This window comes from Paracoccus broussonetiae (assembly GCF_031854425.1).
Taxonomy (GTDB): Bacteria; Pseudomonadota; Alphaproteobacteria; order Rhodobacterales; family Rhodobacteraceae; genus Paracoccus; species Paracoccus broussonetiae.
Map to the genome: position 1 here is coordinate 1 of NZ_JAVRQI010000001.1, position 22,246 is coordinate 22,246.

Genomic DNA, 22,246 nt, shown 5'->3' on the forward strand with positions numbered 1-22,246 from the left:
CCAGACCGCCCGCATATCTCTTCAGATATCTCGCAATGTCAAAAAGCAGGGGATAAAAAACAAACCGAACCGCGCCATTTCCTTCGTGGCGCCGTCAAGCCATCTCTTCCCGAATTGTCCCAGATCAAGCAACACTTCCGAGCCGCTCAATTCCGTCCCGAGCCAGCGTCGCCGTCTCGGTGAAGGCGTATCTAGGGACTCCCAATCACCCTTGCAAGAAGAAAATCACCACAATGGAGAAGAAAATCATCAAACGTCTGATTTTCCGTCATTTTGCTGTCACGGGATACGGAGACAGATCTTGGCCCTGCGCGCGCCCTGCCCCACCCCCTCATGGAATCAAGGTGGCGCTCCGGCCCATGCCGCAGCCGGTCCGGTCAGAAATCGCGAGGAATCGCCGCCATAACCCTGACCGCACCGGTTGCAGAGAATCGCGACGCCTCCTTCGCGATCCGGAAATGAAAAACGCGGCCCCGAGGGACCGCGTTTTCCATAATTCGCAAAGTGCCGATCAGCGCTTCGAGAACTGGAACGAGCGACGGGCTTTCGCCTTGCCGTATTTCTTCCGTTCGACGACGCGCGAGTCGCGGGTCAGGAAGCCGGCAGCTTTCAGCGCGGCGCGCAGCGACGGCTCGTGCAACTGAAGGGCTTTCGAGATGCCGTGCTTGACCGCACCGGCCTGACCCGACAGACCACCACCGGCAACGGTGGCATAGACGTCGTACTGGCCGACAACGCCCGCGACCTCGAAGGGCTGGCGCAGGATCATCTGCAGCACCGGACGTGCGAAGTAAGCCGCGATGTCCTTGCCGTTGACGACAACCTTGCCCGAACCCGGTTTCACCCACACGCGGGCGACAGCGTCTTTACGCTTGCCGGTGGCATAGGCACGACCCAGCGCATCGCGCTGAGCTTCACGGACGGGGGCTTCGGCAACCGCCACGGTGGCGACCGATTTCAGGTCGTCGAGGGTCTTGATGTCTTCGGCCATGATCATGCGCTCCGGGTATTCTTGGCGTTCATGGACTTGACGTCCAGAACTTCGGGCTGCTGAGCCTCATGCGGGTGCTCGGCGCCGGCATAGACGCGCAGGTTGGTCATCTGCTGCTTGCCCAGCTTGTTGCGCGAGATCATGCGCTCAACAGCCTTGATCACGACGCGCTCGGGGTGGGCGCCTTCCAGGACCTGACGCGCGGTGCGGTGCTTGATGCCGCCCGGGTGGCCGGTGTGCCAGTAGTATTTCTTGGCATCGCGCTTGTCGCCGGTCATCTGCACCTTGTCGGCGTTGATGATGATGACGTTGTCGCCCATGTCCATGTGGGGGGTGAAGGTCGGCTTGTGCTTGCCACGCAGGCGCATGGCAACGATCGTTGCAAGACGGCCCAGAACGACGCCCTCGGCGTCGATCAGGATCCACTTCTTCTCGATCTCCGCCGGTTTCGCGGTATAGGTTTTCATGGTCGTCCCTTTGGGGGTGTAATTCGAGATGCGGGTGTATCGGCGAAACCGCGATCTGAATCAAGGGCGTTGAGCGCAATTTATTCGATTTAAATCAATGCGTTGCGAAATAGGTATTTATATACCGCAACACAAGCCCCGCTTTCACCGGCCTTTTGGCGGAATCGAGTAGGTCATTGAACATCGTGCCACCGGATCCGCGCCACCTTCCGACCGCACCAGGACTTCACCCACGGCAAGGGTTCGGCCCAGTTTCAGGATGCGGCATTCCGCCAGCAGGTCGCGCCCGGATGCAGGCTTGCGCATGAAGTCGATCGAGGCGTTGGTGGTCACGGCCAGCGCCACCTCTCCGATCCGGGCAAGGATGGCGAGATAGATGGTCACATCCGCAAGCGCGAAGATCGAGGGGCCGCTGACGGTGCCGCCGGGGCGGAGATGGGCGTCATCCACGACCAGGCGCGAGATCATCCTGTCCGCATCCGAGGCTTCGACCCTGATCTGCCCCGCCACCTGCGGGAAGGCACGCTCAAGGAAAGCGTTCAACTCTTCCGTGGTCATCGCCAATGTCATCGCACCCCCCGCCTGCCCGCGCAGGTTTGCCGCCCCCGCCCGGAAGGGCAAGGGCCAAGACGCGATCACCCGAGCATCGCGAGCCAGGGGAAGGTTTCCAGCAACCAGTAGGCAAAGACGGGAAAGGCGCCCGTCAGCAGGGCAAGCCCGACCACGACTAGAAGCACGCCCATGATACGCTCGATCAGGCGCAGATAGGGCTTCACGCGGTTCATCACCCCGATGGCCCGGTTGATGAAGATTGCCGACAGCAGGAAGGGAATGCCCAGACCCAGCGCATAGATGGCTAGAAGCGAGGCCCCCCTGCCCGCCTCGCCGCCCGTCGCGGCAAGGGACAGGATCATGCCAAGCTGCGGCCCGATGCAGGGCGTCCAGCCAAAGGCGAACGCGAGGCCAAGGATATAGGCCCCGAAGACGCTGCCGCCGCGATCTCCGGTCTCCAGCCGTGCTTCGCTGTCCAGGATGGGGATGCGGATGACATGCAGGAAGTGCAGGCCCAGAACGATGACCACCAGCCCCGCTCCGCGCGACAGCAGATCCTGCCATTGCAGGAACATGCGGCCAAAGGCGGATGCCGCCATCCCCATCAGAAGGAAGACGGTCGACAGGCCCAGGACGAAGAACAGCGCCGGGACAACCGCGCTGCGTTCGCCCGACTTCAGCCCGCCGACCCCCACCCCGGTCATGTAGGCCAGATAGGGCGGCACGATCGGCAGCACGCAAGGCGACAGAAAGGACAAGATCCCGGCCAGCAGCGCGACCATCGCGGCAGGCAGGAAGGCGGCATCTGCAAGTTCGATTCCCATCATGGCGGGCAGATTGCGCGATGAAAAAGGCGCGGGAAAGTCCCGCGCCCCTCAAACTTATGTCATGTCGTCAAAGACTCAGCCCAAAGACCACCAGCCGCGACGTTTGGGCCGGTTCTCGTCCCCGTTCCCGTTGGCGGGCACCGGTTCGGGCGCGGGCTCGCTTTTCGGCTGCGGGGCGGGTTCGACCGCGGTTTCCGCGACCGGTTCTGCATTCGGGGCAGGCTCGGCCTCGGGGGCCGGCTGCACGGTCGGTTCCGGAAGCTGCGCTTCCGCGGGGGCCGGCTCGGCCGAGGCCGGTTCGGCGGGCTGTGACGCGGCATCCGCGGCAGCTTCCGGGGATTCGACCGGCTCGGCCGCGGGAAGTTCAGCGACAGTCACGGCTTCGACCTGCTCGGCCTCAACCGCAACTTCGACGTCCTTGCGACGCGAACGGCGGCGCGAGGATTTCGGCTTTTCGGGCGCGGCCTCGGCAACGGGCTCGACGGCTGCGACCGCCTCGACGGGTGCGGGCACCTCTTCGGCGTCAGGGGCGGTGTCGCCTGCACCCTCGTCCCCTTCGGCCAGGTCGGCATCGTCCGCCTCGGCCAGATCACCAGCCTCGGCATTCGCACCTTCACCTTCGCCAGACTTGCCCCCGCGACGGCGACGACGGCGGCGACGGCGCGATTTGCTGCCGGCATCGCCATTGTCGCTGTCGGAAACGGCAACGTCGGCGACAGCCTCGGTTTCGGGCGCCTCGACCGCGACGTCGTCTTCCTCGATCTCGTCTTCGGCGAAGTCCTCGTCATCGATCTGCGCCATCAGGCTGGCATCGACCGAAACAACCGGCGACACCACTTCCGGCACGTTGCGGATGGCGGTCTTGAACTTCTCGATCGCGTAATCGGGCGAGATCAGGACCGGATCGGCCTCGACCCGCACCGACATGCCATAGCGCGTCTCGATCCCGGCGATATGTTCGCGTTTCGCATTCATCAGGAAGTTGGCGACCGCGACCGGCGCCTTGACCAGAACCTCGCGCGAGCGCTTGCGCGTGCCCTCTTCCTCGATCGCGCGCAGGATGGTCAGCGCAAGGCTGTCATCCGAACGGATCAGGCCGGTACCGTGGCAATGCGCGCAGGGCTGCGTGGTCGATTCCAGCATCCCCGGACGCAGGCGCTGGCGCGACATCTCCAGCAGGCCGAAGCCCGAGATGCGGCCGACCTGGATCCGCGCACGGTCGGTCTTCAGCTTGTCCTTGAAGCGCTTCTCGACGGCGGCGTTGTTCTTGCGCTCCTCCATGTCGATGAAGTCGATCACGATCAGGCCGGCAAGGTCGCGCAGGCGAAGCTGGCGGGCGATTTCCTCGGCCGCTTCCAGGTTCGTTTTCAGCGCGGTATCCTCGATCGAGCCTTCCTTGGTGGCCCGGCCCGAGTTGACGTCGATCGCGACCAGCGCCTCGGTCACGCCGATGACGATATAGCCGCCCGATTTCAGCTGGACGACCGGGTTGAACATGCCACCCAGATAGCTTTCGACTTGGAAACGCGCGAACAGCGGCATCTGGTCGGTATAGTGCTTCACGTTCTTGCCATGCGACGGCATGATCATCTTCATGAAGTCCTTGGCGGTGCGATAACCGCGGTCGCCTTCGACCAGAACTTCGTCGATCTCTTTCGAATAGATGTCGCGGATGGTCCGCTTGATGAGGTCGCCTTCCTCATAGACGGGCGCCGGGGCGATCGACTTGAAGGTCAGTTCGCGGATCTGCTCCCACAGGCGCATCAGGTATTCGTAATCGCGCCGGATCTCGGTCCGAGTGCGCTGGCTGCCCGCGGTGCGGATGATCAGGCCCGCGCCTTCCGGAACTTCCAGCTCGCTGGCGATTTCCTTCAGCTTCTTGCGGTCAGCGGCATTGGTGATCTTGCGGCTGATGCCGCCGCCGCGCGCCGTGTTCGGCATCAGCACGCAATAGCGGCCGGCCAGCGACAGATAGGTGGTCAGCGCCGCACCCTTGTTGCCGCGCTCTTCCTTGACGACCTGGACCAGCATGATCTGCCGGACCTTGATGACTTCCTGAATCTTGTAGCGGCGCGCGCGCGGCTTCTTCGGAACCTGGATCTCTTCGGCCACGTCCTCTTCGGCGACCGACTCGATGCCGTCTTCCTCGTGCTCGTCGTGCTGCTCGTGGTCGTCTGCGACATGTTCGGCGGCGCTTTCGGACGCACCGGATTCGGTCGTCTCGATCGGGCCTGCGCTGTCATCGCCCCCTTCTGCGGGGTCAACGATGGCCATGCCTGCGATGTCCTCGGACACGACGGCATCGCCCGCGTCGGCGGCGGCGGGCTTGGCACCCTTGCGACGGCGCGAGTTGCGTTTGGGCTTTTCGGCCTCTTCGTTCTCGGCAGCGGCAGCCTGCCGCTCTTCCTCGATCAGCGCCTTACGGTCGGCGGCGGGGATCTGGTAATAATCCGGGTGGATTTCGGCAAAGGCCAGGAAGCCGTGGCGGTTTCCACCGTAATCCACGAACGCGGCCTGAAGCGAGGGTTCGACCCGCGTTACCTTTGCCAGATAGATGTTGCCAGCAAGCTGCCGCTTGTTGACGGTCTCGAAGTCAAACTCCTCGACCTTGGTTCCATCGACCACGACAACCCGAGTTTCCTCGGCATGCGTGGCGTCGATCAGCATTTTCTTTGACATGTTTCCGACTTTCGGGCGGCCGGCTTGTACCGCGCAAGCGCGGTCCTGGCGGACGGCCGCACAATGAGAGATCGCGATACACCGTGCGAGCAGCAGCAATCGCGGCGCCCGGGACAAATCCCCGGCACCGTTCACGATCAAGCTGCGCTGCGCGATCCATCGCGTCTGTTTACCTTTCTTCGCCCCTTGCGCCGTCAAGGCGGTCGGGGCGGCGATCACGGATGCCCAGAGGCCCCTTGGGGCATGGGCGCGATTTTCCCGCGCGATTAGCCGACGGCGCAAAATGAGGCCGCAGGAGGCAGTCGCGCTGCGAAACTGTTGGGGACGAACAACCGAAGGTTGCGAAAGCGCCCCTTACCGCGAAGATAGCGGGGAAGGACGCGCCGTTACAATGGGTTTTTCACCTGAAACGGCGCGCATCCGCCCTGCTTACAGATAATCGCTGCGGCTCAGCCCGTATTTCGCCATCTTTTCGTTGAGCGTCCGGCGCGGCAGGCACAGTTCGTCCATGACCGCGGCGATGCTGCCCTTGTGGCGACGCATGGTGTTGTCGATCAGCATCTTCTCGAAGCTTTCGACGTATTCCTTCAGCGGCTTGCCTTCGGTCGTGGTGGCTTCCTGCGTATCTTCGCCATCGGCCATCAGCAGCGAGGCGATTGACCCCGAACCGCGGCGGTTCTGCAGGACCGCGCGCTCGGCCACGTTGATCAGCTGGCGAACATTGCCCGGCCAGGGCGCCTGCAGCAGCTGCGCGGCCTCCTGCGCGGTGACCTGCGGCGGCTCGCAGCCATATTCCTCGCTGAACTGTTCGGTCATGCGGGTGAACAGCGACAGGATGTCCTCACCGCGCGAACGCAGCGGCGGCAGGGTGATCTTCAGCGCGGTCAGGCGATAGAAAAGATCGGGCCTCAGCGAATCCTCGGCCCGGCGACCTTCGCCCCGTGCGTTGGAAATGGCGATGATGCGGGTTTCCGCGGGCACGCCCTGCTCGGCGATAAAGGCCAGAAGCCGCGCCTGCAGCGGATCGGACAGCGCCTCGATATCCTCAAGGCACAGCGTCCCGCCCCGGGCTTCCTCGACCGCGGGAAGACCGTTCTCGACCGGACCGAACAGCTTTGCCGCCAGCACCTCGTCATTATAGGCGGCGCAAGAGATCGGGACGAACTTCTTCGAGGCGCGCGGCCCGACGGCATGCAGCGCATGCGCGACCAGCGTCTTGCCGGTGCCGGTCTCGCCGTCGATCAGAACGTGGCCGTCAGCCTGCCCCAGATCAAGGATATCCTCGCGCAGGCGGTCCATGACCGGGCTTGCGCCGATAAGCTTGGACATGACCTGCTGACCCTCGCTCAGGTCGCGGCGCAGCGCGCGGTTGTCCAGCGTCATGCGGCGCGCCTGCGCGGCCTTCTTGACCAGCTCGGTCAGGCGTTCGGGGTTGAAGGGCTTCTCCATGAAGTCCATCGCACCGATGCGCATCGCCTCGACCGCCATGGGCACGTCGCCATGCCCGGTGATCATGATGACCGGCAGCCCGGAATCGATGCCCATCAGCCGCTTGAGGAAGGCCATCCCGTCGATGCCCGGCATCCGGATGTCCGAGATGATGATCCCGGGCCAGTCGGCCGCAATCACCTTCAGCGCGTCGTCGGCGCTGGGAAAGGTTTCAGCTTCGAAGCCGGAAAGTGCCAGCCATTGCCGGATCGACTCGCGCATATCCGGTTCATCGTCGACAACTGCAATCTTCATCGTGCGGCTCATGGGCGCATCACCTTTCTATTCATTCGGCGGCCATTTGCGACCGGCCCTTGTGGCCAGGTTCGTGCAATGGCAGCTCCAGTTCGAATACGGCCCCTCCACCTTCGGCGTTATGCGCCGTCAGGCGACCACCGAAGTCAGCCGCGATCCCAGAAGAGATCGCCAGCCCAAGGCCCGTCCCTTCGCCGGGCTTTTTGGTGGTAAAGAAGGGTTCGAAGAGTTTTTCCAGATCGGAAACGCCCGGACCGTTGTCGCGGACGGACAAGAATGCGTGAGACCCCGAACTGACGCTGATCGCAATCGTGGGGTCGCGGACGGCCTTGATGGCGTCGATCGCGTTGCGCAAAAGGTTGATGATCACCTGTTCAAGCCGGATGCGGTCGCACATCACCATGACCGGATAGCGCGGGATATGGCGCTGCAGTCGAATGGTGCGGTTGCGCAGTTGCGGCTCCATCATGACCAGTGCGCTGGACAGCGCCGCACGCAGATCGACCGGCTCGAACGCCTCGCCGCCCTTGCGGGCATAGGATTTCAGTTGCCGGGTGATCGCGCCCATCCGCTCGACAAGGTCATCGATGCGCTGGAAGCTGGACAGCGCCTCCTCGGCGCGGCCCCGTTGCAGCAGCACACGAGCCCCGGCCAGATAGGTCTTCATCGCTGCAAGCGGCTGGTTCAGCTCGTGACTGACGCCGGCCGACATCTCGCCAAGCGCGGCCAGCTTCGAGGATTGCTGCACCGTCTGCTCGGCCACGCGCAATTCCTTCTGCACCCGTTCGCGCTCGGCAATCTCGCGTGTCAGGCGCAGGTTCAGCGCCCGCAGATCCGCAGATTCACGCATATAGGCCGCGGATTCCACCCGCGCGCGCCGCGACAGCAGATAGAAGACGGCGGCCAGCAGAATGGCGAATGCCATGATGACCATGGCCAGGACCGCATTCACCCGTTCGCGCACCGAATCGTAGGTGGTAAAGGCGATCATCTTCCAGCCGCGGAAGGGGATCCGCGTCTCGGCCTGCATCACGGCCTTGCCCTGCACATAGGCATCGACGGGCGGAGAGGTCCAGTCGGCCGTGACCTGGAACGCGCGCGAGATTGCCGAGGGCGCCGAACGCACCGACAGCGCCTCGGGCAAGGTCAGCCCGCGCCAGCGCGGTTCGGTCGACAGGATGATCTGCCCCGAACTGTCCGTCACCGCGATCGCATCCGAAATTCCGGCCCAGGACCGCACAAGCCGCGTCAGGTCGGCCCCGACCACCACCACGCCCAAGGTCCGCCCCTCGGAGACCACGGCCCGGGAATAGGCGAATTCATAGGCCCCCTGCGGCGACGGGGAAACGGTAAAGACCGTGTCCTTCGAACGCAGGGATTCGACATAGAACGGCTCTTGTACGTAATTCGTGCCAAGCAGGTTCCGATCGGTCGACCCGACCGTCCGCCCCGAGGCGTCAAGCAGCCGGATCGAGGCCGCGCCGATCTCTTTCTGCGCCGAAATCAGCCGCGACGACGTGGTCGAGAAATCGTTCCCGGTGAGCGCCGAGATCAACGCCGGATCGCGCGCCAGAAGCAGCGGCACCACCGAGGTGCGCTGCAATTCCGACAGCAGGTTCCCGATATACAGCGCCGAACGCAACTCGGTCCGCACCCGCGTCGTTTCCGAGAAACGCGCCGTCAGCCAGCTGTTGGTGAACCAGATCGTCCCAACGGCAAGAACCATCAGCGCGGCGATGATGCCACGCAGACCCCACCGGCCGGACGCGCCTGTCCTGCCGGCCTCAGCCATTCCGGTTGAATCCCCGGGGGAAAGATCGTCGTCCTGCATGAACCTCCGGCCAACCCCGCTTGGGGGACAAGCCAATCTAATGCGCGAAACTCAGGCGCTCAAGTCACACCTTGGCCAGCTCTTGAACCAGCGCGGCAAAGAGCTTGGCACCATCGGTGCCGCCATGCGCCGGTTCGGCGGCGCGCTCGGGATGGGGCATCATGCCCAGAACCCGGCGATTCGAGGACAGCACCCCGGCGATATCCTCAACCGCGCCATTGATGCCGGGCGCATAGGTAAAGGCGACGCGATCCTCGGCCTTCAGGGCTGTTAGCCCCTCGGCGTCGATCTGGTAATTGCCATCATGATGGGCGACCGGAACCCGGATCACCTCGCCCGCGGCAAAGCCCGAGGTAAACGGGCTCGCAGCGGTGGCGACCTGCAGCGCAACCTCGCGGCAGACGAATTTCAGGCCGGAATTGCGCATCAGCGCGCCGGGCAACAGGCCCAGTTCCGTCAGAACCTGAAAACCGTTGCAAATCCCCAGCACATAGCCACCCTTCGCGCCATGCGCACGGATGGCATTGGCGATGGGCGAATGGGCCGCGATCGCGCCGCAGCGCAGGTAGTCACCGAATGAGAAACCACCCGGCACGGCGACCAGATCGGTGCCGGCCGGCAGCGCCTCGTCCTTGTGCCAGACCCGCGTCACATCGGCCCCCGCCTGCGCCAGCGCAACCGAAAGGTCGCGGTCGCAATTCGAACCGGGGAAAGTGATGACGGCAGCTTTCATGGCGGGCACTCCGGGTTTTGCTGCGCTTCCCTTACTGCAATGCGGCCGAACTGTTAAGCCGCCTTTGCGCAATCTCGCGCGCGCGTGTCCATTCACCGTTTTCCAAATACCCAAACCCGACGCCGCAACCCGCGGATCGGGTCGGGAAAAGAAAAAGGCCGGGGAAAACCCCGGCCTTAGCATCGCAGTGGCGGCGGATCAGCCCGCGAGCGCCTTGTTCAGGTACTCGTCGACCTTTTCCAGGTAGCCCATCGTGGTCAGCCATTTCTGGTCCGGACCGACCAGCAGCGCCAGGTCCTTGGTCATGTGGCCGTCCTCGACCGCCTGCACAGTGACTTTTTCCAGCGTCGTCGCGAAGTTCATCAGCGCTTCGTTGCTGTCCAGTTTCGCGCGGTGCTTCAAGCCGCCGGTCCAGGCAAAGATCGACGCGATCGAGTTGGTCGAGGTCTGGTTGCCCTTCTGGTGCTCGCGATAGTGGCGCGTCACGGTGCCGTGGGCGGCCTCGGCTTCGACGGTCTTCCCGTCGGGCGTCATCAGGACCGAGGTCATCAGCCCCAGCGAGCCGAAGCCCTGCGCGACGGTGTCCGACTGCACGTCGCCGTCATAGTTCTTGCAGGCCCAGACATAGCCGCCAGACCATTTCAGGTTCGAGGCCACCATGTCATCGATCAGGCGGTGTTCGTAATGAATGCCGGCCTTCTTGAACTGCTCTTCGAACTCTTCCTCATAAACCTTCTGGAACAGGTCCTTGAAGCGGCCGTCATAGGCTTTCAGGATGGTGTTCTTGGTCGACAGGTAAACCGGGAAGCCGCGCAGCAGGCCATAGTTCAGGGACGCGCGGGCGAAGTCGATGATCGACTCGTCGAGGTTGTACATCGCCATGGCAACGCCCGAGGACGGCGCCTGGAAGACTTCGTGCTCGATGGTCTCGCCATCTTCGCCGACGAACTTGATCGTCAGCTTGCCCTTGCCGGGGAAGCGGAAATCGGTCGCCTTGTACTGGTCGCCGAACGCGTGGCGGCCGACGATGACCGGCTTCGTCCAGTGCGGGACCAGACGCGGCACGTTCTTGCAGATGATCGGCTCGCGGAAGATCACGCCGCCAAGGATGTTGCGGATGGTGCCGTTCGGCGACTTCCACATCTTCTTCAGGCCGAATTCCTCGACGCGCTGCTCGTCGGGGGTGATGGTCGCGCATTTCACGCCGGCGCCATATTGCTTGATCGCGTTGGCGGCGTCGATGGTGATCTGGTCCTCGGTGCGGTCACGCTCCTCGATGCCCAGATCGTAATATTTCAGGTCGATGTCCAGATAGGGAAGGATCAGCTTCTGCTTGATGAAATCCCAGATGATCCGGGTCATCTCGTCGCCGTCGAGTTCGACGACAGGATTCTCTACCTTGATCTTCGACATGGGTGGTCCCTTTGGTTGGATTCGGCTGACCGCCCTATAGCGGCAAACCGGGGCAAAGGAAAGGCCGGTATACGTTTGCATACCAAAGCCCGGCGAAGTGCCGCGGCACCTTGGGCGGGCACCGCGGGCTGCCCGCTGCTAGCGGGTGAAATAGACGCGAGAGCTTTCGCTGAGCCAGTCCCAGATGGCGGGCGCGCCGCGCTGGATGCGCAGGCCCACGCGCTCGACCAGCTGGTCATAGGTGACATCGTATTCGATCCAGCTTCCCCCGCCCGAGCGGATATTCTGCATCACCGGCTGCGCACGGTCGAGCGACTTGGCAAAGACCGCGTCCGGGGTCTCGTTTGCCTCGAACTCGCTCCACAGCGCGCGCAATTCGCGTCCCTGTTCCACGGGCAACATCCCGAACAGGCGGTCGGCCGCGGCCTCTTCCGCCGCCATCTGCGCAGCGCCGTGATGGGCGGCGCCGTTCTGCGAATGCAGCGGCACGTCGCCGGTATCGATCTCGACCAGATCATGCAGGATCAGCATGCGGATGACGCGGCCGATATCCACATCCGCCCCGGCCAGAGGCGCCATGACCAGCGCATAAAGCGCCAGGTGCCAGCTGTGTTCGGCGCTGTTTTCACGGCGCGAGGCGTCGCAAAGCGTGCTGGCCCGATAGACGGATTTCAGACGGTCGGCCTCGGCCAGGAAAACCAGCGTCCCGGCCAGTTCGCCAGACACGGGTCGACGTTCGCGGATGGCGCGCGCAGCCTCCATTACCTCGGGCCATTCCTGCCACAGGCGTGCCGCGCGCCCCGCAGTCATGTTACCTTCGACGATCTCCAGATGATCCGACAAAGGCTTGGGCGCGGAAAGGACCTGGAACAACGGCTGGACGTGGTCCATGCGCTTGGCAAGACGCGCATCGGCGGTCTCGCCCGCCTCGAACTCGCGCCAAAGCCCCAGCAGCGCCGCGCCGTCGGGCAGAAGGCCGAACAGCCGTTCGGCGGCGGCCAGCTCGGCGGCCTCGACCGCCAGCGTGTCGTGCTGCAGGTGGATCGGGTGGTCGCCGCAGTCGATCTCGACCAGGTCATGCAGCAGGATCATCGCGATGGCGCGGTCGCTGCCGCCGAAAAGCAGCGCGTAAAGGGCGACATGCCAGCTGTGCTCGGCGCTGTTCTCGGGACGGGACAGGTCCATCAGCACATTCGCGCGATCGACGGATTTCAACCGGTCGGCTTCGTTCAGGAAACTGAAACGGGCGGTCAGATCGCTCATGCGCGGCTCCTTTGCGTTTCGCCCCGCTCCTATCGCGAAGCGCGGGCAGATGCCAGAAGCAATGGACCGGAAAGTCGGACAGCCGCGCACCCCGGACCCGCCGGGGCGCGCGTATCCGTCAGCGCGTGGTTTCCGTCAGGCGACGGCGGACATAGGTCTGCACCTTGTCGATCATCGGCTTCATGTGGACCTCGTCATCGCGGAAGAAGTGATCCGCGCCCTCGATCTCTTCATGGGTGATGGTGATGCCCTTCTGCTCGCGCAGCTTGCCCACCAGCGTATTGGTGTCCTTGGGCGGGGCCACGCGGTCGGCGGTCCCGTTGATGATCAGCCCCGAAGACGGGCACGGCGCAAGGAAGCTGAAGTCATACATGTTCGCCGGGGGTGCTACCGAGATGAAGCCGGTGATCTCGGGGCGCCGCATCAGCAGCTGCATTCCGATCCAGGCGCCGAAGCTGAAGCCCGCGACCCAGCAATGCTTGCTGTTGGGGTTCATCGCCTGCAGGTAATCCAGCGCCGAGGCGGCATCGGAAAGCTCGCCGATGCCTTGGTCGAATTCGCCCTGGCTGCGACCGACGCCGCGGAAGTTGAACCGCATGACGGTAAAGCCCATGCGATGGAACGCGTAATGCAGGTTGTAGACGACCCGGTTGTTCATCGTCCCGCCATATTGCGGATGCGGGTGCAGGATGATGGCGATGGGGGCGTCGGGGGCGGCTTGCGCGTGATAGCGCCCCTCAAGACGACCTTCGGGACCGGGGAAAATCAGTTCGGGCATGGGCTTCCTTTGAAACTCGGGTTTCTTGACCCTGTGGCGGCGCGGCTCTAGATCGTCAATCTGGGAAGCGCGCCCGGCATAGGCAAGACGCAATCAAAAGTCGGCAAAGCGGATTAGCCCAAGAGATCCCATTGCGTCAATGCAATGGCTATGGAGGTCAAGATGAAGCTGTCCACCAAAGGGCGCTATGCCATGGTCGCCCTGACCGATCTGGCGATCGCCAAGGGAGATGACCTGACGTCGCTGGCGGAGATCTCGAAACGCCAGGACATCTCGCTGCCCTATCTCGAGCAGCTGTTTGTCCGGCTGCGGCGCGCCGGGCTTGTCGAATCCGTGCGCGGTCCCGGTGGCGGCTATCGTCTGGCCAAGACACCCGAGACGATCCGCGTCGCCGACATCCTTGAAGCCGTGGACGAAACCGTCAGCGCCATGCATGTCGGCGCGGGCGCATCGGGCGGGATTTCTGGGTCGCGCGCACAGACGCTCTCGAACCGGCTGTGGGAAAGCCTGTCGGCCCATGTCTATGTCTTCCTGCACAACCACACGCTTGCGGACGTGGCGAAAAACCAGCTTCTGCCCTGCCCGGCCCTGCCGAAGATCCTGTCCATCGTCGACGACTGACGCGGCGCAACCTGTGCGGGCGGCGTCACTCGGCGGGCAGGTCCTCGAACAGCGTGCCGATGGCCACCGTCTTTGCGGGGACGTTCAGGTTCGGGTCCGAAGCGATCATCACCGGGACTTTCGCATCGGGCAGGACGTAAAGCACGCCCTTGTCGTCGATGCCGACGCGTGACTTGTGATAAAGCCCGATCGAGGGCACCAGCGCCACTCCCTCGAACCCCTTGGGCACCGTGAACTCCATGGTGACGCTGCCCTTTTTGCCTTCGGGCGCGTAATCGGGGATGCTGGCATAGATCCCTGTCGCCTGCCCCGACGGTTTCAGCAACTCACCCCAAAGCGTGTAGTGATACCCTTCGACGAGATTTTCATAGTCGACGGTCGCACGGATGATGCCGCCCTGTCCCGGAAGGGACTGGTCTCCGTCGGCGGCGTCCGCCGCGGCCACGGTCACGCGCTGGACCGCATGGACCTGGATGACGGTCGCCTCGCCCTTGGTATCGCGGATCTCGGCAAGCGATCTGGCACCGGCCATCGACGTGGCATCAACCTCGCCTTCGTACAGCGTCAGGTAGACGGCATAGTCGATATTGAACCGGGTTCGGTTCGGCGGGACCGGGAACTGAAAGCTGGTGCTGCCCTCGGCCGCCTCGGGCGTCAGCCCGGCGAAAGTGGGCTCTCCCACCGTCTCGCCCTTCGCGACGTCGAAAAGCTGCGCGGCCAGCGTGTAGCGCTGACCAGGCGTGAGCCCCTTGTAGATCACGTCATCCCGCGCGATCCCTCCGGTGCGCAGGAAGAAGCGGTTGTCGTCGGAATCCTCGACCACCTTGCTGCCAAGAACGATCCCCTCCTGCGCATTGACTGCCTGCAGGGGCACGCCCGCGATCACAACCGCGACGGTGAGCACGATAAGCACATTATGTCTGCGATCTGTCATACCCAAATCGCTAACGCCGGCGGCCTTTCCGATCAAGCATCGTGCAGCGCACTGGCGCCCCGCCGCCGGGAATACGCGGGCTGCCACAAATAACGGCAGTTCCGGCGGCCTGATTTCCGTGGAAGTCGCGCGACATCAGCGTCATCGCCACGTCACCGTTCCTTGCGAAATCCGCGGGGGAAGCCTAAATGAGCGCTTCTTCGATCCGCGCTTGCGAAGGGATACGCATCATGTCCGGTCTTCAGACCCCCTATTACCTGATCGACCTTGCCAAGCTGCGGGTCAACATGGAGCGTGTCCAGTATCTGCGTGAGCATTCGGGCGCGAAATGCCTGCTGGCGCTGAAATGCTTCGCCACCTGGTCGGCCTTTGATTTCATGCGACCGTTCATGGACGGGACCACCTCCTCCAGCCTGTTCGAACTGCGGCTGGGGCACGAGGAATTCGGCAAGGAAACCCACGCCTATTCCGTGGCCTGGGCCGATGGCGAGATCGACGAGGCGTTGGGCTACGCCGACAAGATCATCTTCAACAGCCTAGGCCAGCTTGACCGTTTCGGGGGCAAGGCCAAGGACCGCGGGATCAAGATGGGCCTGCGCCTGAACCCGCGCTTCTCGACCAGCGGCTTCGACCTTGCCGATCCGGCACGTCCCTTCTCGCGTCTTGGCGAATGGGATCTGCCGCGGCTGGAAAGCGCGCTGGACCGCATTTCCGGTGTGATGATTCACTATAATTGCGAGAATGGCGATTTCGACCTGTTCGACGCGCAGCTTTCCCGGATCGAGGCCGAGTTCGGCGGCTTCCTAGAGAAGCTCGACTGGGTCAGCCTTGGCGGCGGCATCCACTTCACCGGCGACGGCTATCCGCTGGACCGGCTGGCCGCGAGGCTAAAGGCGTTCCAGGCGAAATTCGGCGTCCAGCTGTTCCTGGAACCGGGCGAGGCCAGCATCACCCGCTCCTCCTCGCTTGAGGTCACGGTGCTGGACCTGATCCATAACGGCAAGGATGTCGCCATCGTCGACAGCTCGATCGAGGCCCATATGCTGGACCTGCTGATCTATCGTGAAACCGCGAAGCTGCCGCAGGAAGGCGAGCATCCCTATCAGGTGGCGGGCAAGACCTGCCTTGCCGGCGACATATTCGGCGAGGGCCGCTTTGCCGCGCCGCTGAAGGTCGGCGACCGCATCAGCATCGCGGATGCCGCGGGTTACACCATGGTCAAGAAGAACTGGTTCAACGGCGTGGCCATGCCCTCGATCGCGATCCGCGACGAAGACGGAACGATCCGCGAAGTCCGCCGGTTCACCTACGACGACTACAAATCCAGCCTGTCCTGAAAACAAGCCAGAGAGCCCCCGACGATATATTCCCTGCCAAGAAAAGGAGATCGAATTGGCCAAAAACGTGCTCATCATCGGCGCCGGCGGCGTCGCCCAGGTGGTCGCGCACAAGATGGCGCAGAATGCCAAGGAATTTGGAAGTCTGCACATCGCAAGCCGCACTGTCGCAAAGGCAGAGCAGATCATCACGAGCATTCGTGAAAAGGGCCATACGGTCGAATTTTCCACCCATCCGCTCGACGCGATGGACAGCAACGCCGTGGCCGCGCTGATCCGCAAGATCGACGCGAATATCGTCATCAACGTCGGCTCTTCCTTCGTGAACATGACTGTCCTGCAGGGCTGCATCGACACGGGCGCCGCCTATCTGGACACTGCCATCCACGAAGACCCGGCCAAGATCTGCGAGACACCGCCCTGGTACGGCAACTATGAATGGAAACGCCGTGAAGCCTGCGAAAAGGCCGGCGTCACCGCGATCCTGGGCGTCGGCTTCGATCCGGGCGTCGTCAACGCCTATGCCCGACTGGCCGAGGACGAATATTTCGACAAGGTCGACTCGATCGACATCGTCGACATCAACGCGGGCAGCCACGGCCGCTGGTTCGCCACGAACTTCGACCCCGAGATCAATTTCCGCGAATTCACCGGCACCGTATATGCCTGGCAGGGCGGCAAATGGACCGAGAACAAGATGTTCGAGGTCGGGCGCGAATGGGATCTTCCGGTCGTCGGCAAGCAGACCGCGTATCTGTCCGGCCATGACGAGGTGCACAGCCTGTCCGCGCGCTACAAGGACGCGGATGTCCGCTTCTGGATGGGCTTTGGCGCGCATTACATCAACGTCTTCACCGTCCTTCAGAACCTGGGCCTTCTCAGCGAAAAGCCGGTCAAGACCGCCGAGGGGCTGGAGGTCGTGCCGCTGAAGGTGGTCAAGGCGGTGCTGCCCGACCCCGCCAGCCTTGCCCCCGATTATCAGGGCAAGACCTGCATCGGCGATCTGGTCAAGGGCTCGCAGGACGGCAAGCCGGGCGAGGTCTTCATCTACAACGTGGCCGACCACAAACAGGCCTATGAGGAAGTCGGCAGCCAGGGCATCAGCTATACCGCGGGCGTCCCCCCGGTCGCGGCAGCGATCCTGGTCGCGCGCGGCACCTGGGACGTCAAGAAGATGGTCAATGTCGAGGATCTGCCCGCCCGCCCCTTCCTGGAGCTTCTGGGCGACCTGGGCCTGCCCACCCGCGTCATCGACGCGACTGGCGATCACCCGCTGTAACAGGCGCCGATCTCCACCCATGCCTTTGCCCCGCGGACAGGAACCTGCCCGCGGGGTTCGCGTTTCTTCCCGGCGCAGCGGACCGCCAAAAAGGGGAGCAACCGTGACACCGCCCGACCCATCGACCCATATGTTCCCCAGCCTGCCCCGCGATGCTGGCAAGGGTACGGCGCTTCCCAAGGTCGCGAACTGGGCCATCATCGGGATCTTCCTGATCCTCATGTTCTGGTTCGTGGCGCAGGCCCGCGACTTCCTGATGCCCGTCACGCTGGCCTTGTTGCTGTTCTTCGTCTTCGTCCCCTTCCGCCGGGTGATGGAGCGCTGGCGCATCGGACCGACCGTTACCGCCGCGATTGTCTCTCTGGGATTGGTGGTGTCGATCCTGGGGATCGGAATGATGATCTCGGGCCCGGTCAGCCGGCTGATCGACAACGCCCCCCAGATCGGCACGCGGCTAGAACAGAGGTTCACCGAGATCCGCCGCAACTTCGCCGGGCTTGAGCGCGCGGCGCGCAAGCTGGACGAACTGACCGGCGGCAAGAAGGCGACCGACGAACAGGACACGCCACCCGGCTCTGCCCCACGCCCCGCCGAAATCGTCGGCCCGGACGTGATGGGCACCGTCACCGGACGCGTGACCAGCGTGCCCACCCCCGGCACCCCGCAGCCGCCCGACCAGCATATCGAGGTGCAGGTGAACGCCCCGACCGAGTCCACCGCCCTTGGCAGCGTGATGGACCTGGGACCGGCAGTGATCGGACAGATCATCCTGACGCTGTTTCTGCTGTTCTTCATGCTCGCGTCCGGAGATCTGCTGTATCTGAAGATCGTGCAAAGCTTCGACCGGATGCGGGACAAGCGCGCGGCCTATCTGGCGCTGCGCGAGATCGAGGACAGGCTGGGCGCCTATCTTGGCGCAATCACGCTGATCAATGCCTGCCTGGGTATCGCGATCGGGCTTGCCATGTGGGCCTGGGGGATGCCTTCGCCGGTGCTGTTCGGGCTGGTCGGGTTCCTGCTGAACTTCATCCCCTATCTTGGTCCGGTCTTCGGCATCATCATCGCCGCGCTGGTCGGGGTCTTTGTCTTCGACGACCTGTTCACGCCCCTGATGGTGGCGTTGACCTATCTGGCGCTGACCTCGTTCGAGGGTCAGCTCATCACCCCCTATTTCGTCTCGCGCAAATTGCAGCTGAACACGGTCGTCGTGTTCCTGACCGTGGCGCTGTGGGCGTGGCTGTGGTCGGTGCTTGGCATGATCGTCGCGGTGCCCCTTCTGGTGGTGATGCGGGTGCTGGCCGACCATGTTCCGGGGCTGGAGAAGTTCGGGAATTTCCTGGCCGGCGAGGATCCCCCCGCGCTTGAGGATGAAGATGAGGAGGAGGCCCGCGAACTGGTCGAAACCGGCGGCGATACCGAGGACATGACCGAAGCCGCCAGGGCAACGCGCCACCTGTCACCCTGATGTCACCGGACCGTTGGACGGGCGATGCGGCAATGGCATGATGGCGACATGAACCATCGTCGATTCGCGTCACATGCCAGACTTTGCTGACCCCCCCGCCGCCGGCGCACGACCGGCCCCGCCACGGCCACGGCTGCAGATCGGCTTCGTGCTGTTGCCGCGCTTCACGCTGTCGGCTTTCGCGAATTTCATGGATGTGCTGCGCCTGGCCGCGGATGACGGCGACGGCTCACGCCCGATCCATTGCCGCTGGGCGGTGTTGTCGCCCGACATGGCCCCGATCCAGTCCTCATGCGGTGTCAGGATCGAACCGGACGAGCGATTGGGCGATCCGGCCCGCTTCGACTATATCGTGGTGGTCGGCGGATTGATCGAAAGTGGGGGCGGCCTGCCCCCCGGCCTTGCCCCTTTCCTGCAGCGCGCCGCCGCCCAGCGGATCGGCATCGCCGGGCTTTGCACCGGGGTCTTCGCTCTGGCGCGCCTTGGCCTGATGGATGGCTATCGTTGCTGCGTCAGCTGGTTCCATCACCAGGATTTCCTTGCCGAATTCGAACGGATGCGCCCGGTTTCGGACCAGATCTTCGTCGTCGACCGCGACCGCCTCAGCTGTTCGGGCGGGGTCAGTGCGGCGCATCTTGCGGCCTTTCTGGTCGACCGCCACCTGGGCCGCGCCGCCGCGCGCAAAAGCCTGTCGATCATGATGATCGACGAGCCGATGGCCGGAGACCGCCCCCAGCCCGGTCTGCCGTTGGAGCTGAATGCCCGCGATCCGCTGGTGCGCCGCGCCCTGCTGGCGATGCAGCAGAACCTGCATGCGCCGTTGCCCATCGCCCGCATCGCCCGCGATCTGGGCGTCGGTCGTCGCAAGCTTGAGCGGCATTTCAATGCCGACCTGGGCATCCCGCCCGCCGATGCCTCGGTCAGGATACGGCTGGCGCAGGCGCGGATGCTGCTGGCCCGAAGCGACCGGACAGTGACCCGCATCGCCGAGGAAACCGGCTTCTGCGACGCCTCGCACCTGATTCGCGTGTTCCGGGAAACCGAGGGCACGACCCCCGACCTGTGGCGTCAGGACCGTGCCCAATCCAGCCCGGACCACCAGCCCGACGAAGGCGCGGTTGCCTGATCCCCTGCGCGGGAAAAACGGGGCCGGAGCGAGGCGGAAGGTCCATGGTGACCCCGACAGGACTTGAACCTGTAACCTGCCCCTTAGGAGGGGGCTGCTCTATCCAGTTGAGCCACGGGGCCGCCGCTGTCCTTTTGCCCTGTGCGCCCGGAATTGGCAAGGTTGCCGCGCGGTTGCAAAAGCGATAACGGTAACATCATTGCGTCCCGGAACAGTCATGAACACGAAACGACCCCGCCGCCCCCTGACCCTGCGCGACGTGTCCGAAGCGTCGGGCGTCTCGGAAATGACTGTCAGCCGCGTCTTGCGCAACCGGGGCGATGTCTCGGCCGCGACGCGGGAGAAGGTTCTGACCGCCGCGCGAACTCTGGGATATGTCCCCAACAAGATCGCGGGCGGCCTGGCCAGCCAGCGCGTCAACCTGGTCGCGGTGATCATTCCCTCGCTGTCGAACATGGTCTTCCCCGACGTCCTGGGCGGCATCTCGGCAGAGTTGGAGGATACGGGGCTGCAACCGGTGGTCGGCGTCACCAATTACAGCCCCCCCCGTGAAGACGCGGTGCTCTATGACATGCTGTCCTGGCGGCCCTCGGGCGTGATCCTGGCCGGGCTGGAACACAGCGCCGTGGCCCGCGCCATGTTGGACAATGCCGGCCTGCCCGTGGTCGAGATCATGGATATCGACGGCGACGCCATCGATACCGCGGTCGGCATCTCACATCGCCGCGCCGGGGCCGAGATGGCCGCAGAGATCCTGCGCGCGGGTTATCGCCGCATCGGCTTCATCGGCACGCATATGCCCGAGGATCACCGCGCGCGCAAAAGACTGGCCGGGTTCGAGGAACGGCTGGCCCAAGACAATGTCTCGCTTTCCGCGCGTGAGTTTTACCAGGGCGGCTCGTCGTTGCAAAAGGGGCGCGAGCTGACCGAACGCATCCTCGCACGAGAACCCGAGCTGGATTTCCTGTACTACTCCAATGACATGATCGGCGCGGGCGGGCTGCTGTGGTGCCTTGAAAAGGGATATGACATCCCCGGCAAACTGGGCCTTGCGGGCTTCAACGGGGTCGACCTGCTGGACGGGCTTCCGCTGCGGCTGGCCACAACCGACGCGCGCCGCATCGATATCGGGCGTCGCGCCGCGCGCATCGTCGCCGGAAAAGAGACTGCGCCCGAAAACGGCGTCGTCGCGCTGACCCCGACCTTCAAGCCCGGCGATACGATCCGCAACGCCTGAACCGCAATGAAAACGGGCGCGCCGATGGCACGCCCGTCATGGTCCGGCACGGCAGGGGCGCTGCCGCTCAGTTGAAATCGGGATAGAAGATTCCGCCGGGCGACAGGGTGAAGATCTCGCACCCGTCGGCCGTCACGCCGATCGAATGTTCGAATTGCGCCGACAGCGACTTGTCGCGGGTCACGGCGGTCCAGTCATCGGCCAGGACCTTGGTTTCGGGACGACCAAGGTTCACCATCGGCTCGATGGTGAAGAACATCCCCTCTTCCAGGACGGGGCCTTTGCCCGGACGGCCGAAATGCAGGACGTTCGGCGGCGCATGGAAGACGCGGCCAAGGCCGTGACCGCAGAAATCACGCACGACCGACATGCGGTTCCCCTCGACATAGGACTGGATCGCCCAGCCGATGTCGCCGAACGTCGCGCCGGGGCGCACGGCTTCGATCCCCTTCATCAGGCTGTCATGCGTCACCTGGATCAGGCGGCGCGCCTTGACGCTGGGCTTGCCCGCCACATACATGCGCGAGCTGTCGCCGTACCAGCCGTCAAGGATGACGGTGACGTCGATGTTCAGGATATCGCCATCCGCCAGGATCTTGTCGCCGGGGATGCCGTGGCAGACGACATGGTTCACGCTGATGCAGCTTGCATGCTGGTATCCGCGATAGCCGATGGTGGCGCTGACCGCGCCCGTCTCCTCGACCCGGTTGCGAATGAAATCGTCCAGCGCGGCCGTGGTCCTGCCGGGTTCCACCAGCGGGCCGACCTCGTCCAGGATCAGTGCCGCAAGCCGACCGGCCGCGCGCATGCCCTCGAAATCCTGAGGCTCATGGATACGGATACCCTCACGGGTCTGGCGTGCGTCGTTCATCGGATCCTCATGCATGTTGATCCACAGATAGTCCCCTGCGCCCACTTGTTCCAGCCCCGCGGCCAGACCTATACAGTCTTTCTAGAAAATGAACGCCGC

Annotated in this window: 20 protein-coding genes and 1 tRNA gene; 7 read left to right on the forward strand and 14 right to left on the reverse strand. The window is 63.9% G+C overall.

Features of this window, described 5'->3' with window-relative positions:
- On the forward strand, positions 1-183 hold a 183-nt coding region (locus RM190_RS00005; RefSeq protein ID WP_311757333.1), incomplete at its 5' end, for a hypothetical protein.
- Positions 184-511: 328 nt separating this feature from the next.
- On the opposite strand, the gene rpsI is transcribed toward RM190_RS00005, so the two are convergent.
- The 11 genes from rpsI to RM190_RS00060 all read right to left on the reverse strand — a co-directional run bounded on the left by rpsI (position 512) and on the right by RM190_RS00060 (position 13,277).
- The gene (rpsI, locus tag RM190_RS00010) at positions 512-991 is read right to left on the reverse strand and encodes a 30S ribosomal protein S9 (RefSeq protein WP_311757334.1); all 480 of its coding nucleotides are present in this window, start codon (positions 989-991) and stop codon (positions 512-514) included.
- Positions 992-993: 2 nt separating this feature from the next.
- Entirely contained in the window at positions 994-1,458 is a 465-nt protein-coding gene (gene rplM / locus RM190_RS00015; RefSeq protein WP_142663526.1) for a 50S ribosomal protein L13, read from the reverse strand.
- A 144-nt stretch (positions 1,459-1,602) separates the two neighbouring features.
- Positions 1,603-2,028 (reverse strand): PaaI family thioesterase, encoded by a 426-nt coding sequence (locus tag RM190_RS00020; protein WP_311757803.1) that lies wholly within the window; start codon positions 2,026-2,028, stop codon positions 1,603-1,605.
- A gap of 65 nt (positions 2,029-2,093) precedes the next feature.
- The gene (locus tag RM190_RS00025) at positions 2,094-2,837 is read right to left on the reverse strand and encodes a cytochrome c biogenesis CcdA family protein (protein ID WP_311757335.1); all 744 of its coding nucleotides are present in this window, start codon (positions 2,835-2,837) and stop codon (positions 2,094-2,096) included.
- Between the two features lie 75 nt (positions 2,838-2,912).
- Positions 2,913-5,516 carry an Rne/Rng family ribonuclease gene (locus RM190_RS00030; protein WP_311757336.1) on the reverse strand — a complete coding sequence of 868 codons (2,604 nt, stop codon included), beginning with the start codon at positions 5,514-5,516 and terminating at the stop codon, positions 2,913-2,915.
- Positions 5,517-5,945: 429 nt separating this feature from the next.
- On the reverse strand, positions 5,946-7,271 hold the full coding sequence (locus RM190_RS00035) for a sigma-54-dependent transcriptional regulator (protein ID WP_311757337.1): 1,326 nt from the start codon (positions 7,269-7,271) through the stop codon (positions 5,946-5,948).
- A 19-nt stretch (positions 7,272-7,290) separates the two neighbouring features.
- Entirely contained in the window at positions 7,291-9,051 is a 1,761-nt protein-coding gene (locus RM190_RS00040; protein ID WP_311757338.1) for a sensor histidine kinase, read from the reverse strand.
- A 103-nt stretch (positions 9,052-9,154) separates the two neighbouring features.
- Entirely contained in the window at positions 9,155-9,823 is a 669-nt protein-coding gene (gene purQ / locus RM190_RS00045) for a phosphoribosylformylglycinamidine synthase subunit PurQ (RefSeq protein ID WP_311757339.1), read from the reverse strand.
- A 198-nt stretch (positions 9,824-10,021) separates the two neighbouring features.
- Positions 10,022-11,236 (reverse strand): NADP-dependent isocitrate dehydrogenase, encoded by a 1,215-nt coding sequence (locus RM190_RS00050; protein WP_311757340.1) that lies wholly within the window; start codon positions 11,234-11,236, stop codon positions 10,022-10,024.
- Between the two features lie 138 nt (positions 11,237-11,374).
- A complete protein-coding gene (locus RM190_RS00055) occupies positions 11,375-12,499 on the reverse strand; it encodes an HD domain-containing protein (protein WP_311757341.1) in 1,125 nt (374 codons plus the stop codon).
- Between the two features lie 118 nt (positions 12,500-12,617).
- Positions 12,618-13,277, reverse strand: a complete 660-nt coding sequence (locus RM190_RS00060; protein WP_311757342.1) for an alpha/beta hydrolase — start codon at positions 13,275-13,277, stop codon at positions 12,618-12,620.
- Between the two features lie 162 nt (positions 13,278-13,439).
- Here RM190_RS00060 and RM190_RS00065 point away from each other — a divergent pair, with 162 nt between their 5' ends.
- Complete coding sequence (locus tag RM190_RS00065) at positions 13,440-13,898, forward strand: Fe-S cluster assembly transcriptional regulator IscR (protein WP_311757343.1); 459 nt, start codon at positions 13,440-13,442, stop codon at positions 13,896-13,898.
- A 25-nt stretch (positions 13,899-13,923) separates the two neighbouring features.
- On the opposite strand, the gene RM190_RS00070 is transcribed toward RM190_RS00065, so the two are convergent.
- The gene (locus RM190_RS00070) at positions 13,924-14,832 is read right to left on the reverse strand and encodes a VaFE repeat-containing surface-anchored protein (RefSeq protein WP_311757344.1); all 909 of its coding nucleotides are present in this window, start codon (positions 14,830-14,832) and stop codon (positions 13,924-13,926) included.
- A gap of 230 nt (positions 14,833-15,062) precedes the next feature.
- On the opposite strand from RM190_RS00070, the gene nspC reads away from it, so the two are divergent.
- From nspC to RM190_RS00090, 4 genes are all read left to right on the forward strand, one after another.
- A complete protein-coding gene (gene nspC / locus RM190_RS00075; RefSeq protein WP_311757345.1) occupies positions 15,063-16,169 on the forward strand; it encodes a carboxynorspermidine decarboxylase in 1,107 nt (368 codons plus the stop codon).
- A 55-nt stretch (positions 16,170-16,224) separates the two neighbouring features.
- Positions 16,225-17,448 carry a saccharopine dehydrogenase family protein gene (locus tag RM190_RS00080; RefSeq protein WP_311757346.1) on the forward strand — a complete coding sequence of 408 codons (1,224 nt, stop codon included), beginning with the start codon at positions 16,225-16,227 and terminating at the stop codon, positions 17,446-17,448.
- A gap of 103 nt (positions 17,449-17,551) precedes the next feature.
- Positions 17,552-18,913, forward strand: a complete 1,362-nt coding sequence (locus RM190_RS00085) for an AI-2E family transporter (protein WP_311757347.1) — start codon at positions 17,552-17,554, stop codon at positions 18,911-18,913.
- A gap of 73 nt (positions 18,914-18,986) precedes the next feature.
- Positions 18,987-20,039, forward strand: a complete 1,053-nt coding sequence (locus RM190_RS00090) for a GlxA family transcriptional regulator (protein ID WP_311757348.1) — start codon at positions 18,987-18,989, stop codon at positions 20,037-20,039.
- A 45-nt stretch (positions 20,040-20,084) separates the two neighbouring features.
- Here RM190_RS00090 and RM190_RS00095 read toward each other — a convergent pair.
- A tRNA-Arg gene (locus tag RM190_RS00095) sits at positions 20,085-20,161 on the reverse strand.
- Positions 20,162-20,256: 95 nt separating this feature from the next.
- On the opposite strand from RM190_RS00095, the gene RM190_RS00100 reads away from it, so the two are divergent.
- Positions 20,257-21,276, forward strand: a complete 1,020-nt coding sequence (locus RM190_RS00100) for a LacI family DNA-binding transcriptional regulator (RefSeq protein ID WP_311757349.1) — start codon at positions 20,257-20,259, stop codon at positions 21,274-21,276.
- A gap of 67 nt (positions 21,277-21,343) precedes the next feature.
- Here RM190_RS00100 and map read toward each other — a convergent pair whose 3' ends face one another.
- A complete protein-coding gene (gene map, locus RM190_RS00105; RefSeq protein WP_311757350.1) occupies positions 21,344-22,147 on the reverse strand; it encodes a type I methionyl aminopeptidase in 804 nt (267 codons plus the stop codon).
- Positions 22,148-22,246: the final 99 nt, after the last annotated feature.

Excerpts from the sequence above, each read along its gene's own strand:
- rpsI (WP_311757334.1), bottom strand. The coding sequence starts at position 991 with ATGGCCGAAGACATCAAGACCCTCGACGACCTGAAATCGGTCGCCACC.
- rplM (WP_142663526.1), bottom strand. The coding sequence starts at position 1,458 with ATGAAAACCTATACCGCGAAACCGGCGGAGATCGAGAAGAAGTGGATC.
- RM190_RS00020 (WP_311757803.1), bottom strand. The coding sequence starts at position 2,028 with ATGACATTGGCGATGACCACGGAAGAGTTGAACGCTTTCCTTGAGCGT.
- RM190_RS00025 (WP_311757335.1), bottom strand. The coding sequence starts at position 2,837 with ATGATGGGAATCGAACTTGCAGATGCCGCCTTCCTGCCTGCCGCGATG.
- RM190_RS00030 (WP_311757336.1), bottom strand. The coding sequence starts at position 5,516 with ATGTCAAAGAAAATGCTGATCGACGCCACGCATGCCGAGGAAACTCGG.
- RM190_RS00035 (WP_311757337.1), bottom strand. The coding sequence starts at position 7,271 with ATGAGCCGCACGATGAAGATTGCAGTTGTCGACGATGAACCGGATATG.
- RM190_RS00040 (WP_311757338.1), bottom strand. The coding sequence starts at position 9,051 with ATGGCTGAGGCCGGCAGGACAGGCGCGTCCGGCCGGTGGGGTCTGCGT.
- purQ (WP_311757339.1), bottom strand. The coding sequence starts at position 9,823 with ATGAAAGCTGCCGTCATCACTTTCCCCGGTTCGAATTGCGACCGCGAC.
- RM190_RS00050 (WP_311757340.1), bottom strand. The coding sequence starts at position 11,236 with ATGTCGAAGATCAAGGTAGAGAATCCTGTCGTCGAACTCGACGGCGAC.
- RM190_RS00055 (WP_311757341.1), bottom strand. The coding sequence starts at position 12,499 with ATGAGCGATCTGACCGCCCGTTTCAGTTTCCTGAACGAAGCCGACCGG.
- RM190_RS00060 (WP_311757342.1), bottom strand. The coding sequence starts at position 13,277 with ATGCCCGAACTGATTTTCCCCGGTCCCGAAGGTCGTCTTGAGGGGCGC.
- RM190_RS00065 (WP_311757343.1), top strand. The coding sequence starts at position 13,440 with ATGAAGCTGTCCACCAAAGGGCGCTATGCCATGGTCGCCCTGACCGAT.
- RM190_RS00070 (WP_311757344.1), bottom strand. The coding sequence starts at position 14,832 with ATGACAGATCGCAGACATAATGTGCTTATCGTGCTCACCGTCGCGGTT.
- nspC (WP_311757345.1), top strand. The coding sequence starts at position 15,063 with ATGTCCGGTCTTCAGACCCCCTATTACCTGATCGACCTTGCCAAGCTG.
- RM190_RS00090 (WP_311757348.1), top strand. The coding sequence starts at position 18,987 with ATGCCAGACTTTGCTGACCCCCCCGCCGCCGGCGCACGACCGGCCCCG.
- RM190_RS00100 (WP_311757349.1), top strand. The coding sequence starts at position 20,257 with ATGAACACGAAACGACCCCGCCGCCCCCTGACCCTGCGCGACGTGTCC.
- map (WP_311757350.1), bottom strand. The coding sequence starts at position 22,147 with ATGAACGACGCACGCCAGACCCGTGAGGGTATCCGTATCCATGAGCCT.